The 13,330-nt window shown below is 65.5% G+C and carries 13 protein-coding genes; 4 read left to right on the top strand and 9 right to left on the bottom strand.

Annotated elements, in window-relative coordinates:
- The first annotated feature begins 12 nt into the window (after positions 1–12).
- From AC5ZFO_RS00995 to AC5ZFO_RS00980, 4 genes are read left to right on the top strand one after another with little or no spacing between them, the layout of a single operon-like run.
- Positions 13–954 carry an ABC transporter permease gene (locus AC5ZFO_RS00995; RefSeq protein ID WP_282518579.1) on the top strand — a complete coding sequence of 314 codons (942 nt, stop codon included), beginning with the start codon at positions 13–15 and terminating at the stop codon, positions 952–954.
- A complete protein-coding gene (locus AC5ZFO_RS00990; RefSeq protein WP_282518578.1) occupies positions 951–1,874 on the top strand; it encodes an ABC transporter permease in 924 nt (307 codons plus the stop codon). The genes AC5ZFO_RS00995 and AC5ZFO_RS00990 overlap by 4 nt, the downstream gene beginning before the upstream one ends.
- A 19-nt stretch (positions 1,875–1,893) precedes the next feature.
- Positions 1,894–2,883, top strand: a complete 990-nt coding sequence (locus AC5ZFO_RS00985; protein WP_028148435.1) for an ABC transporter ATP-binding protein — start codon at positions 1,894–1,896, stop codon at positions 2,881–2,883.
- The gene (locus AC5ZFO_RS00980) at positions 2,880–3,857 is read left to right on the top strand and encodes an ABC transporter ATP-binding protein (RefSeq protein WP_282518577.1); all 978 of its coding nucleotides are present in this window, start codon (positions 2,880–2,882) and stop codon (positions 3,855–3,857) included. Before AC5ZFO_RS00985 ends, AC5ZFO_RS00980 begins: the two co-directional genes overlap by 4 nt.
- A 5-nt stretch (positions 3,858–3,862) precedes the next feature.
- On the opposite strand, the gene AC5ZFO_RS00975 is transcribed toward AC5ZFO_RS00980, so the two are convergent.
- From AC5ZFO_RS00975 to AC5ZFO_RS00935, 9 genes are all read right to left on the bottom strand, one after another.
- The gene (locus tag AC5ZFO_RS00975) at positions 3,863–4,150 is read right to left on the bottom strand and encodes a YciI family protein (RefSeq protein WP_248882321.1); all 288 of its coding nucleotides are present in this window, start codon (positions 4,148–4,150) and stop codon (positions 3,863–3,865) included.
- A gap of 76 nt (positions 4,151–4,226) precedes the next feature.
- Entirely contained in the window at positions 4,227–5,201 is a 975-nt protein-coding gene (locus AC5ZFO_RS00970; RefSeq protein ID WP_282518576.1) for a sugar ABC transporter substrate-binding protein, read from the bottom strand.
- 42 nt (positions 5,202–5,243) lie between these two features.
- Positions 5,244–6,221 carry an ABC transporter permease gene (locus tag AC5ZFO_RS00965; RefSeq protein WP_282518575.1) on the bottom strand — a complete coding sequence of 326 codons (978 nt, stop codon included), beginning with the start codon at positions 6,219–6,221 and terminating at the stop codon, positions 5,244–5,246.
- Entirely contained in the window at positions 6,218–7,168 is a 951-nt protein-coding gene (locus tag AC5ZFO_RS00960) for an ABC transporter permease (protein WP_063984397.1), read from the bottom strand. Before AC5ZFO_RS00960 ends, AC5ZFO_RS00965 begins: the two co-directional genes overlap by 4 nt.
- Positions 7,161–8,687: a sugar ABC transporter ATP-binding protein gene (locus AC5ZFO_RS00955; RefSeq protein ID WP_282518574.1), complete on the bottom strand. Its 1,527-nt coding sequence runs from the start codon at positions 8,685–8,687 to the stop codon at positions 7,161–7,163. The genes AC5ZFO_RS00960 and AC5ZFO_RS00955 overlap by 8 nt, the downstream gene beginning before the upstream one ends.
- Positions 8,684–10,078 (bottom strand): FAD-linked oxidase C-terminal domain-containing protein, encoded by a 1,395-nt coding sequence (locus AC5ZFO_RS00950; protein ID WP_282518573.1) that lies wholly within the window; start codon positions 10,076–10,078, stop codon positions 8,684–8,686. Before AC5ZFO_RS00950 ends, AC5ZFO_RS00955 begins: the two co-directional genes overlap by 4 nt.
- 52 nt (positions 10,079–10,130) lie before the next feature.
- On the bottom strand, positions 10,131–11,015 hold the full coding sequence (locus AC5ZFO_RS00945; RefSeq protein WP_282518572.1) for an intradiol ring-cleavage dioxygenase: 885 nt from the start codon (positions 11,013–11,015) through the stop codon (positions 10,131–10,133).
- Between the two features lie 14 nt (positions 11,016–11,029).
- Positions 11,030–11,932, bottom strand: coding sequence for an NAD(P)-dependent oxidoreductase (locus AC5ZFO_RS00940; RefSeq protein WP_282518571.1), 903 nt, complete (start codon positions 11,930–11,932; stop codon positions 11,030–11,032).
- Positions 11,933–11,953: 21 nt separating this feature from the next.
- On the bottom strand, positions 11,954–13,327 hold the full coding sequence (locus AC5ZFO_RS00935; RefSeq protein ID WP_282518570.1) for an amidohydrolase family protein: 1,374 nt from the start codon (positions 13,325–13,327) through the stop codon (positions 11,954–11,956).
- Positions 13,328–13,330: the final 3 nt, after the last annotated feature.

Genomic DNA, 13,330 nt, shown 5'->3' with positions numbered 1-13,330 from the left:
CGCTGAAGCCAGATGCTCTCTTACATCCTCCGTCGCATCGTCTCGACCTTGCCGGTAATGGCAATCGTCGCGCTGTTCGTGTTCAGCCTGCTCTACATCGCGCCGGGTGATCCCGCCGTGGTGATCGCGGGCGATCAGGCGAGCCCGGAGGATGTGGAGCGCATTCGCCAGGGCCTCGGTCTCGACCGTCCCTTCCTGATCCAGTTCGGAAGCTGGGTCTGGCGCATCCTGCACGGCGATCTCGGCACCTCGATCTTCACCAGCCTTCCGGTCTCCGCGATGATCGGACAGCGTCTCGGACCGACGCTGTCGCTGATGACCGTCACTTTGCTGCTCACGATCGTCGTCGCCGTGCCGCTCGGCGTGGTGGCGGCGTGGAAGGCCGGCAGCTTCATCGACCGCGCCATCATGGCGTTCGCCGTGTTCGGCTTCTCGCTGCCCGTCTTCGTCGTCGGCTATGTCCTTGCCTACATCTTCGCGCTGGAGCTCGAATGGCTGCCCGTGCAGGGGTACACGCCGCTCACGGAGGGCTTCTGGCCGTGGCTGCAAAACCTGATCCTGCCGTCGATCGCGCTCGGCTGCGTCTACATCGCGCTGATCGCGCGCATCACGCGTGCCACCATGCTCGAGGTCTTGCAGCAGGACTATATCCGCACCGCGCGAGCCAAGGGCCTCGGGCAGGGCGGCATCCTCTTCGTTCACGCGCTGAAGAATGCCGCGGTCCCGATCGTGACCGTGATCGGGATCGGCATCGCGCTCCTGATCGGCGGAGCGGTCGTCACGGAAAGCGTGTTCGCGATTCCCGGCCTCGGCCGGCTCACGATCGACGCGATCCTGCGCCGCGACTATCCCGTCATCCAGGGCATCGTGCTTCTCTTCAGCTTCGTCTACGTCCTCGTCAATCTGATGATCGACGTCGTCTATACGCTCGTTGACCCGAGGATCCGCTATTGACCGATACGACCGTCAATCCGCAATCGCTGCCGGCCGGCTTCGTTCTCGCGCCGCAACTGCCCGAAATCCTGCGGCCGGTCACGATCAGGCGTGGTTTCCTGGGATTCTTGCGCGGCCATCCCACCGTCGCGATCGGCGGCGCACTGCTGCTGGCACTCGTCTTCATTGCGATCTTCGCGCCGTACCTCTGGACAGTCGACCCGACTGCGCTCGCGCCCGCCAAGCGTACGCGGGCTCCGTCGGCACTCTACTGGTTCGGCACCGACGTGCTTGGCCGCGACATCTATTCGCGCGTGCTGTTCGGTGCGCGGGTCTCGCTCACGGTCGGCCTGTCAGTTGCGATCTTCGCCTCCGTGGCGGGTCTCGCCATAGGCATGGTCTCCGGCTTCGTCCGCTGGGCCGACGGCATCTTGATGCGCTTCATGGACGGATTGATGTCGATCCCGCCAATCCTGCTTGCGATTGCGCTGATGGCGCTGACGCGCGGCAGTGTCGGCAACGTCATCCTGGCCATCACCATCGCCGAGATCCCGCGGGTTTCCCGTCTTGTCCGGAGTGTGGTGCTGTCGCTGCGCGAGCAGCCCTATGTGGACGCGGCGGTCGCCTGCGGCACGCGCACGCCGATGATCATCCTGCGCCACATTCTGCCCAACACGCTGGCGCCGATGCTGGTTCAGGCAACCTACATCTGCGCCAGCGCCATGATCACGGAGGCGATCCTGTCCTTCATCGGGGCGGGCACGCCGCCGACCATTCCGTCCTGGGGCAACATCATGGCCGAAGGCCGCGCGCTGTGGCAGGTCAAGCCCTACATCGTGTTCTTCCCGGCGGCATTCCTCTCCGTCACCGTGCTCGCCGTGAACCTGCTCGGCGACGGCCTTCGCGATGCGCTCGATCCGCGCATGGCCAAGAGCCTCTGATGTCGAGGGGTTGATCGAGATGGCTTTGCTCGAAGTCGAGAACCTCCAGACCCACTTTCGCACGCCCGGCGGCATCAACCGTGCGGTCGACGGCGTGTCCTTTCATGTCAACGAAGGCGAGACGCTCGCCATTGTTGGCGAATCCGGCTGCGGCAAGTCGGTGACCTCGATGTCGCTGATGCGGCTGATTCCGGAGCCGCCGGGCAGGATCGCAGGCGCCGTCCGCTTCGCGGGCAGGGACCTGCTGCAACTGTCCGACCGCGAGATGCGCGCCATCCGCGGCAACGACATCTCGATGATCTTTCAGGAGCCGATGACGAGCCTCAACCCGGTTCTGACGGTCGGGCGCCAGATCCGCGAAACGCTGATGATCCATCAGGGCCTCGACAAGCAGGCGGCCGAGGCGCATGCGATCGAGATGCTGACGCTGGTCGGCATTCCCGAGCCGAAGCGGCGTGTGCGCGAATATCCGCATCAGCTTTCCGGCGGCATGCGCCAGCGGGTGATGATTGCGATCGCGCTGGCCTGCAATCCAAAGCTCCTGATCGCGGACGAGCCGACCACCGCGCTCGACGTGACCATCCAGGCACAGATCCTGAAGCTGATGCTCGATCTCAAGCGCCGGGTCGGTGCGGCGATCATCCTGATCACCCACGATCTCGGCGTCGTCGCCGAGATCGCCGAGCGCGTCATGGTGATGTATGCCGGCCGCAAGGTCGAGGAGGCGCCGGTGGCCGAGCTGTTCCGCTCGCCGCGTCATCCCTATACGCAGGGCCTGCTTGGCGCAGTGCCGCGGCTCGGCTCGTCACTAACAGGCACCGCGCGGCGGCTGGCCGAAATCCCGGGGCAGGTGCCCGATCTGCGCAAGCCCATCATTGGCTGCGTCTTCGCCGGCCGCTGCGCGCTCGCGACCGATCTCTGCCGCCAATACGCGCCGGGCCTTGAGGAGAAGGCGCCTCGCCACGTCGCCGCATGCCACTACGCCGCCAAGGGGGCCATCGCGGCATGAGCCCTCCGTTGCTCCAGGTCAACGACCTCAAGAAGCACTTTCCGGTCAAGACCGGCCTGTTCGGCCGCAAGTCCGAATGGGTCTATGCGGTCGACGGTGTATCCTTCGAGATCGCGCGTGGCGAGACGCTGTCGCTGGTCGGCGAGTCCGGTTGCGGCAAGTCGACGGTCGGCCGCGCCATCCTGCGGCTGTTCGACATCACCTCGGGCCAGGTGATCCTCGACGGCCAGCGCATCGACGACGCCCATCCAAGCACGATGCGCCAGATGCGCCGCCGCGTGCAGGTGGTGTTCCAGGATCCGTTCTCCAGCCTCAACCCGCGCATGCGCGTGCGCGACATCCTGGCCGAGCCGATCCGCAATTTCGGCCTCGCCAAGTCAGCCATCGATCTCGAAACGCGCGTCACGGCGCTGATGGACACCGTGCGGCTGCCGCGCGAGGCGCTGAACCGCCGGCCGCACGAATTCTCCGGCGGCCAGCGTCAGCGCATCGGCATCGCGCGGGCGCTGGCAGCCGAGCCCGAGCTGATCGTCTGCGACGAGGCGGTCTCCGCGCTCGACGTCTCGGTCAAGGCGCAGATCGTCAATCTATTGCAGGATCTCCAGCGCGAGTTCGGCCTTGCGCTGTTGTTCATCAGCCATGACCTCGCCATCGTCGAGCACATGACCCATCGGGTCGCGGTGATGTATCTGGGCAAGATCGTCGAGGTGGCGCCGCGCCGCGAGATTTTTGCCGTGCCAAGGCATCCCTACACCAAGGCGCTGCTCTCCGCGGTCCCGCTGCCCGAGCCCGGAGCCCAGCGCAATCCCATCATCCTCAAGGGGGACGTGCCGAGCCCCATCAATCCGCCGAGCGGGTGCCGCTTCCACACCCGTTGCCCATACGTCTTCGATCGCTGCCGGACGGAGGAGCCGACGCTGCGTTCGACCGGACCCGAGCAATGGGTGGCCTGTCACCTCGAAGAGGCGCCGTAGGCCCCTCAGCCCTGGCGGCGCAGGAAGCCTGTGATCGTGACCTTTTCCCAAATCCCGGCTGCGGCGAAGGGATCGGCGCGGTTGAAAGCTTCGACCTCGGCGCGGCCGGGTGCCTCGATCAGGAACAGGCTGCCGATCATGTTGGCGCCGTCGTCGGAGACCAGCGGCCCCGACATCACGATCTTGACGCCGAAGCGCGATGTGTCGCTCAGGAAGGCCTTGTGGGCGTCGTAATTGGCGAGCCGGGTCGGCAGCGCGCCGGCGCGGTCGAGGGCGTGAATGGCGAACAGCATGATGTCTCCGTTGACGTGTTGGTGTTGTTGGGACGGCCGCGGAGGCGGCCGTCCGTGCTTGTGATCAGCGGTTGGGCTACTTGGCGCCGAGCTTGCCGGCGTCCTCGAAGGTCGGGCAGGTCCGCTGCTCCAGCGGCACGTCGAACGGCTGGTAATTGTCCTTGGTGATGACGGTCGGCTTCAGCACGATCTCGGAAATGACAGGCTGGTTGCGCAAGCTGCGGATCGCCATCATGGTGCCGAGACAGCCTTGCGCAAATCCGTTGTAGTCGCCGCTCGCAAGCAGCTTGCCGGACTTGATCGCGTCGATCGCTTCCTTGGTGCCGTTGATGCCGATCACCTGGGCCTTGCGATTGGCACCGTCGAGCGCCTCGATCGCGCCGACCGCCATGGCGTCGTTGGCCGCCAGCACGCCGTCGATCTGCGCGTTCGACTGCATCAGGTTTTCCATGACCTGGAGCGCCTGCAGCCGCTGGTAGTTGCCGGGCTGCGAGGCCAGCAGCTTGGCGCCCGAATTCTCCTTCAGCGCGTCGTTGAAGCCGCGGACGCGGTCGACGTTGGTCAGCGAGCCCTTGACGCCCTCGATGATGACGATGTTGCCCTTGCCGCCCAAAGTCTTGAGCAGGAAGCGCGCGGTTTCGAGGCCAAGGCTGTAATCGTCGGCGCCGACGAAGGAGAGGAACTTGCCGCCGGCGGAACGGTCGGTGATGTTGACGACGGGGATTTTTGCCTCGTTGACCTTCTCGACGCCCGGCACCATCGCCTTGTAGTCGACCGGCGTGAAGACGATCGCGCTCGGCTTCTTCACCACGACGTCCTCGATCTGGCTGAGCTGCTCGGGGATCGAGTCCGGCTTGGTCGGGATGTACTGCAGCGTCTTCGCGTTCAGCGCTTTCGCCATGTTGTCGGCACCGACCCGCACCGTCTGGAAGAACGGATTGGTCTGGTTCTTGGTGAACACGGCGATGGTCTCGCCGTCGGCGCGCGCTTGCGTATTGAACGCGGCCGCCATCAGCAGCGGCAGCGCCAGATAGCCCAGTGTCTGTTTCATGTAGCCTCCATCCCTCATTTTGCTTGTTGGATTTCTAAGAGCTCATTGCGCGCGGCGGCGGGTCTTCATGTCGAGCCAGACCGCGAGAATGACGATGATGCCGGTGACGAGCGGCTGCCAGTTGGCGCTGACCGACAACAGGTTCATGCCGTTCAGCACCAGCGTCAGGATCAGCGCGCCGATGAAGGTGCCGAACACGGTGCCGACACCTCCGAACAGCGAGGTGCCGCCGATCAGCACGGCCGCGATCGCCGGCAGCGTCAGGCTTTCGCCGATGTCGGCTTCGGCCGAATTGAGGCGCGACAGGAAGATGATCGAGGCCAGCCCTGCCATGGTGCCTGATACCGCATAGACCAGCAGCAATCGCCGCGCGACCGGAATGCCGGAGAGGCGGGCGGCGACCGGATTGGCGCCGATCGCATAGATCTCCTGGCCCCAGATCGTGCGTTGCGCAAACAGCGTCCCGATCCCGAGGAACACCAGCAGTAGATAGACCGGGATAGGCAGGCCGAACAGATAGCCGCTGCCGATCTGGCGGAATCCTGCCGGGAAACCGTGCAGGGTTTCGCCCGCCATGTACCAGTAGGTGAGGCCGTTCAGCACCCAGAGCATGCCATAGGTGGCGATGAAAGAGGGGATGCGCAGCGCGGTGACCATGATGCCGTTGAGCAGACCAACGATGCCGCCGCAGGCGAGCCCGGTGAGGATGCCGAGCGCCGGCGAACCGGTCTTGTGGATCACGGTGCCGGCGATACAGGCGGACAGCGCGACATTGGCGCCGACGGAGAGATCCAGACCGGCGGTGAGCACCACCAGCGTCAGTCCCGACGCAATGAAGAAGGTCAGGCTCGCTTGTCGGAGCACGTTGAGGATATTGCCGAGGCTCAGGAAGGAATCGCTGAGCACGGCGAGCACCGCGCAGATCAGCAGCGCTGCGAGCAGGCGGTAAAACACCTGGATCGCGTCCTGCGACAGGAATGAGCGGGACGGCATCATCGCCTCTTTGGAGATGTCGGTCATGCGCGGCTCCTGAGGCCGTCGAGGAACAGAGCGACGATGACGAGGACGCCGACGCTTGCGACCTGCACCGAGGAGGGCATCGAGATCAGGTTGAGCCCATTGCGCAGCACGCCGACCGCGATCACGCCGAGCAACGTGCCAAGCAGCCAGCCATTGCCGCGCTCGAACGAGGTGCCGCCGACCGCGACAGCGGCGATGGCGTCGAATTCGAGACCGAGGCCCGCAGTCGGGTGGCCGGAATTCATCCGCGCGGTCATCAGCAGGCCCGCGATACCGGCCATGGCGCCGCCGATCGCATAGACCGCGATCAGCAGCTTGTTCGGCGAGAGGCCGGCATAGCGCAGCGCCTCGCGGTTGCCGCCGAGCGCGAAGATGTAGGTGCCAAAGCGGGTGTGGTAGAGCAGTCCGTGGAAGGCCGCATAGGTCACCAGCGCCATCACGATGGGCACTGGCACGCCCAGAAGCGTCGCCGAATAGATGTCGCGCACGCTGTGGGGGATACCGACCACGCTCTGGCCGTCGCTGACGATCAGCGACAGGCCCTGCGCCATGCCGAGCGTGCCCAACGTCGCGACGAAGGGCGGAATGCCGACGATGGCGACCAGCCAGCCGTTGGCGAAGCCGAAGGCCGCGCCGACGAGAAGCCCGGCGCCGAGGCCCAGCAGCATCGACTTGGTCGCAAGCGACACGATGGCGACGCAGAGCGAGGTCAGCGTCAGCACCGCGCCCATCGACAAATCCAGCCCCTCGGTCATGATGATCAAGGTCATCGGTAGCGCCAGCATGGTCAGGATGGTCGACTGCACCAGCACATTGGAGAGGTTGGCGACCGAGAGGAAGCCGGGCGCGATCGCGCTGAACAGCGCGATCAGGAGCACCAAGACGATCGCAACGCCGGGAATGCGCTGCAGCGGATTGGGTTGTGAGACGACCGCGGCTTCACGCATGATGCATCCCCAGTCGCACGATGTTCTCCTCGGTCAGTTCGCTGCGGGTCAGGTGTCCGGCGATGCGACCCTCGCGCATCACATAGGCGCGGTCGCAGACATGGCAGATCTCGACCTGCTCGGACGAGATCATCAAGGCCGCCGCGCCTTCGGCGACCAGCCGGTCGATCAGCGCAAAGATCTCGGACTTGGCGCCGATGTCGATGCCGCGCGTCGGCTCGTCGAAGATGAAGAGCTTTGAGCCGGCCGCCAGCCACTTGCCGATCACGACCTTCTGCTGGTTGCCGCCCGAGAGCAGGCCGACGGTCTGGCGCGCGCTTGGTGTGGCAATGCGCAACTGCCGGATCAGGCCATCGGAGGTGCGCTGCGCGCTGCGTTGGTCGAACAGGCCGCTCGGGAACAGTTTTCGCAGCGCCGACACCACCAGATTGTCGCTCACCGAGCGCAGTAGCGCGAGGCCCTCGCTCTTGCGGCTCTCCGGGATCAGCGCGATGCCGCGGCGGGCGGCAAGGTCAGGCTCGCCTGAGATAGCCTTGCCGTCGAAAATGATCTCGCCTGACGTCACGGCATCGGCGCCGAAGATGGCGCGGGCGACCTCGCTGCGGCCGGAGCCGACCAGGCCGCACAGGCCGACGATCTCGCCCCGGCGCACCTCGATGTTGATATCGGAGATGCCGGTCGACGAGCTCAAGCCCTTGACCTCGAGCAACAGCTCGCCGGGCTGGTCGGCGAAGTTGCGCGGATAGGTCATGTCCACGTTGCGGCCGACCATCATGCGGACGAGCTGGTCCGGCGTGACGTCGGGCGGGCGAACGCCGTCGATGCGGCGGCCGTCGCGCATCACCGTGATGCGATCGCCGAGTGCGAACACCTCGGCCATGCGATGCGAGATATAGACGATCGACACGCCGTCGGCCTTCAGCCGCGCGATCAGGGCGAACAGCAGCTCGGTCTCGCGGTCGGACAGCGCCGCCGTCGGCTCGTCCATGACCAGGATGCGCGCGTTCTGGCTGATCGCCTTGGCGATCTCGACCATCTGCTGCTGCGCCACCCCCAACTTGTCGACGGTGGTGGAGGGGTCGATCTCGAACCCGATCGTGCCGAGCACGCGCCTGGCGTCGGCCAGGATCTTGCGGCGGTCGATGGTGCCGGGAATGCGGCCCTTCGGCTCGCGGCCGAGGAAGATGTTCTGGGCGATATCGAGATGGGGGACCAGCGAGAATTCCTGGAAGATCACGGCGATGCCGAGCTTCTGCGCATCCGCGGTCGAAGAGATCGCGACCTTGTCGCCCTTGTAGTAGAACTCGCCGGCATCGGCGCGGTAGGCGCCGCACAGCACCTTCATCAGGCTCGACTTGCCGGCGCCGTTCTCGCCGAGCAGCATGTGGACTTCGCCGGGGAAGACGGCAAAGGACACATCATCCAGCGCCTTGACGCCGGGAAACTCCTTGCTGATGCCGCGCAGCTCCAGCAGCGGCGTGGGTGAGGCGGGCTCGATGGCCAATGCGGCGCTGCTCATGCGTGCACTCCGCTCGCAAAGATCTTTCCGGGATTCATCAGTCCATCAGGATCGAGCGCGGTCTTGATCGATCGCATCACGTCGACGGCCTCGCCGAGCTCATCGGTGAGATATTCGATCTTGCCGAGCCCGATGCCGTGCTCGCCGGTGCAGGTGCCGTCCATGGCGATGGCGCGGGCGACCATGCGGGCCTGCAGCGCTTTGGCGCCATTGGCCTCATCCGGCTTGGCCGGGTCGATCAGGATCAGCATATGGAAATTGCCGTCGCCGACATGGCCGACGATCGGGGCGGTAAAACCGTGCTCGTCCGCGTCGCGCCGCGTCTCGGTCAGGCATTCGGCCAGCCGAGAGATCGGCACGCAGACATCGGTGATCACGGCGCGTGCGCCGGGCCGCAAGCCCAGGCCCGCATAAAGCGTGTTGTCGCGGGCGTGCCAGAGCCGGCTGCGGTCTTCTTGCGCCTTGGCCCAGGCAAAACCATGGCCGCCATGGTCGGCGGCGATCGCCTGCGCGGCTTCGGCCTGCTCGGCGACGGAGCTCTCGGAGCCGTGGAATTCGAAGAACAGGGTCGGGGCTTCGCGATAGCCGAGCTTGGCGTAGGCGTTGATGCCGCGCATCATGACGTCGTCGAGCAGCTCGATGCGGGCGACGGGGATCGCAGACTGGATCACGGAGATCGCAGTGTCGACAGCATCGTGCAGGGTGTCGAAGCTGCAGACCGCGGCCGAGATCGCCTGCGGCACGGGATGCACCTTCAATGTGACCTCGGTGATGACGCCGAGCGTGCCTTCGGCGCCGACGAACATCCGCGTCAGGTCGTAACCGGCGGCCGACTTGCGCGCGCGCCTGGCGGTGCGGATCACGCGCCCGTCGGCCAGTACCACCTCCAACGCCATGACGTTGTCCTTCATGGTGCCGTAGCGCACCGCCATGGTGCCGGAGGCACGCGTGGACGTCATGCCGCCGATCGAGGCGTCGGCGCCGGGGTCGATCGGGAAGAAAAGTCCGGTGCCGCGCAGCTCCGCATTGAGCTGCTTTCGCGTAATGCCGGGCTGCACCACGACATCCATGTCGCTGTCGTGCACTGTCAGCACTTTGTTCATCCGGGCGAAGTCGAAGCAGACGCCGCCGGCGACCGCGGCCGCATTGCCTTCGAGCGAGGTGCCCGCGCCGAACGGAACGAGCGGCATACTAGCGCTGGCGCAGAGCTTCACGATCTCCGCGACTTCCTGCGTGGTTTCAGGGAAGACGACGATGTCGGGCGGCAAATTGCGATAATGCGATTCGCTCTGCCCGTGCTGATCGAGCACGCCGCGCGCAACGCTCGCGCGCGGGCCGATCATGCCGGTGAGGCGATCGGCCAATATGCTCGTGCTGACCCGCGGTCCCATCCCTAGCTCCCGTCTGCTCCCTTGTCGGACTCTTGTTGGTCCTTCGTTTAGCCTAGGCGGCCCTTGCGTTGCTCGCGACCTGCTTCAGGCCGAAATCGTAATTGAGGTGGAAATAGTCGCGCTCCACCATGCGACCATCGGGCGCACGGCCGGCAGGATGGCCAGTGAATTCGCGGATCAGGCTGTCCTTGACGCCGAACACCACGTCGCTGTCGAGATATTTGTCGCCAGCGACGAAGACATGGGTCACGAGCTGCTCGAAACCGGGCGCGGAGATCATGAAATGGACATGCGCGGGACGCCAGGGATGGCGGCCCTGCACCTCCAGCATCTCGCCGACCGGGCCGTCATGCGGGATCGGATACGCCGCCGGCTTGATCGACCAGAAATGGAAACGGCCGTTGGCGTCGGTATGGAAGCGCGCGCGCATCGCGAGATCGCCGATGTCGTCGAGCTGCTGCACGTCGTAATAGCCGTCGTCGTCGGAATGCCAGACATCCACGATGGCCCCGGCAAGCGGTTGTCCGTCGACGGTCGAGACCGAGCCGGTGACCAGCATCGGATCGCCTTCCATCGGGCCGGAGATATCGGCGCCGCTGTCCTTCTCCGGCGCGGCCTGGACGAAGAAGGGGCCGAGCACCGTCGTCTCGGTCGCCCCTTCCGGCACCGGATGGTTGATCGCGTCGACCAGCATGGAGACGCCGAGCGTGTCGGACAGCAGGATAAATTCCTGGCGCTTGTCGTCGCACATGTGCCCGGTGCGGGTCAGGAAGTCGATGCCGTATTCCCATTCCTTCTGGGTCGGACGGATCTCGCGGACGAAGGCATGCAGGTGGCGTACCAGCGCCTCGCTGACCTGTTTGATGCGCGGATCGGTCGCGTCCTTGATCCGCTCCAGCACCGCGTCCGTGATCGTGGTCTCGTTGAAGTTACGCATAGGTGTCTCCGCGATCAGAGCTTGGGTTCGCCAAGCCCGGACAGACGTTCCAGGTGCTTGACGGTCGCGATGAAGTCGGTGTCGCCGTCGCCCTGCGCGACCAGCGAGCCATAGGTCTCGCGCACCTGCGCTGCGAGTTGCAGCGGCACGCCGACGGCGTGGCCTGCGCCGAGGATGAGATCGAGATCCTTGGCCATCTGCTTGCAGGAGAAGGTGGACTCGAAATCGCGCGTACGCAGCGGCGCGGTCTTGTACTTCACCATTGGCGAGGCCACCGCGCTATCATCGAGCACCTTCAAAATGTCCTGCCAGGCGATGCCGCCCTTGCGCGCCAGCGCAAGGCTCTCGGCCATCATCGCGGCTGACACCGCGATCATCAGATTGACCGAGAGCTTTGCGTAGCGCGCTTCCTCGGCCGGCCCGAGATAGGTCTGGGCGCGGGTGAAGGCGGCGAACAGCGGCTTTGCGTTCTCGAAGGCATCCTTCGGCCCGGAGACGAAGCAGGTCAGGGCACCGGTATAAACGATGCTGGCATTGCCGGAGACCGGCGAACGCAGATAGGCGATGCCACGGGCTTGAGCCGCGGCCGCAACTTCGGTGGAGGCCTCGACGCTCACGGTGCTGGTCTCGATCAGAACAGATCCAGCAGCCATTGCGGCGATCAGGCCAGCGGGGCCGAGCAACGCACCGCGCAAGGCGGCGTCATCGGGCAGGGATGTGATAATTGCGGCCTTGCCGCTCACGGCCTGCGCCGGCGAAGCGGCGATCGAAATGCCTTGCGCACGCGCCTCGTTGATCCGGGCGGCGCTCTGATCGAATGCGGTCACGGCGTAGCCGGCCTTGGCGACGAGCGCCGACATCGGCAGGCCCATCTTGCCGATCCCGATGAAAGCGACATTCCTTGAAGCGTCGGTCATTGATCTCATCCATTGGCGCCTTCAGGCGGGGAGTCCCTGTCGTTCGATATCCTGCACCAGCCGCCGGCCAGATTGGGCCAGCAACTCTTTCTTCGCGTCCAGCCCGTCAACCAAAAGCCGGCCGTCCCGCTTCTTCCAGGCGCCGCCGATCATGACGGCCTCGATATTGGCGAGGCTCGTCTGCATCACGACGGTCGCGACGGGATCGTGCACCGGGACAAGGTTGAGATCGGATGCGTTGATGACGACGAGGTCGGCGAGCTTGCCCGGTGTCAGCGAGCCGATCTGGCCCTCGCGGCCGAGCATGCGGGCGCCTTCGGTCGTGATCCAGCGCAGCGCCTCGCGGACGGGGATCGTGGTCGTCGCCGGAATGGTGCCGTTCACTTGACGCGACTCCGCATTGTCGAGCGCCCGCTGCATCGACAACGCGACGCGGGCGACGGAGAAGAGATCGCCGGCCAGCACGGATTCCAGGTCGGTCCCGATGGTCGGGCGAACGCCGCGCTTGAGCAGCCGTCCGGTGATCGGAAAACCGTGGCCCTGGATCATCTCATTCTCCGGCGTCACCGAGAAGGACACGCCGAGGCCGACCATCTTGTCGAGGAGATCGTCGGGCAGGTCGTTGCCATGGACGATGTTGGTGCCGGCGCCGACGAGGCCGGCTTCGATCAGCTTCTCCCAGCCGCCGGGCGTCTTGGCCGGGCCGCCGCCCTGATGCATGGATGCGATCAGGTTGAGTTCGCGCGCGAGGCGGAAATCGTGCATGGCGACGTCGAGCGTCGAATAATGCGGACCCAGAATCGCAAGCCCGAGCGTGACGAGGCCATCGCGGTCGGCGAGGGGACCGGCCAGCAGCCGCTCGACTTCGCGGCGCGGATGCGGAATCTCGGAGAAATGCGGCTCGCCGGGCTTCGGCTCTGGCTTGGGCGAGCCGTGGAAGAAGGCGGCGCGGATGCCGCTCTCGATCAGGCCACGCACGGCGGCATCGGTATGATCAGGCGTCGGATTGTTGTGGCACCAGTCGACCAGCGTGGTGGTGCCGCAATTGATCTGGTTCAACGCACCGACGAGGGTCGCAATGTGGATGTCGTCGGGCCGGAACACGGTCGCGAGCCCGGCATGCATGCGACGGAAATATTCCAGCAGCGTCCAGTTGGCGGCATAGCCGCGCAACGCGGTTTGCCAGGTGTGCATGTGCGCGTTGATGAGGCCGGGGATGACGATGCGCCCGGTGCCGTCCACGATCTCGGTTTCGGAAGCGCCGCTGCCGAGGTCGATCGATGGACGCACGTCGACGATGCGGCTGCCCTCGACCAGCACATCGCCGGTGTTGAGGTCGCCAATCGCGTCATCCATGCTGATGATGACAGCGGATTTGATCAGCGTGCGCCGCATCGC

This window comes from Bradyrhizobium sp. Unk1, assembly GCF_059512345.1.
This window is presented reverse-complemented; position numbering and strand designations above follow the sequence as displayed.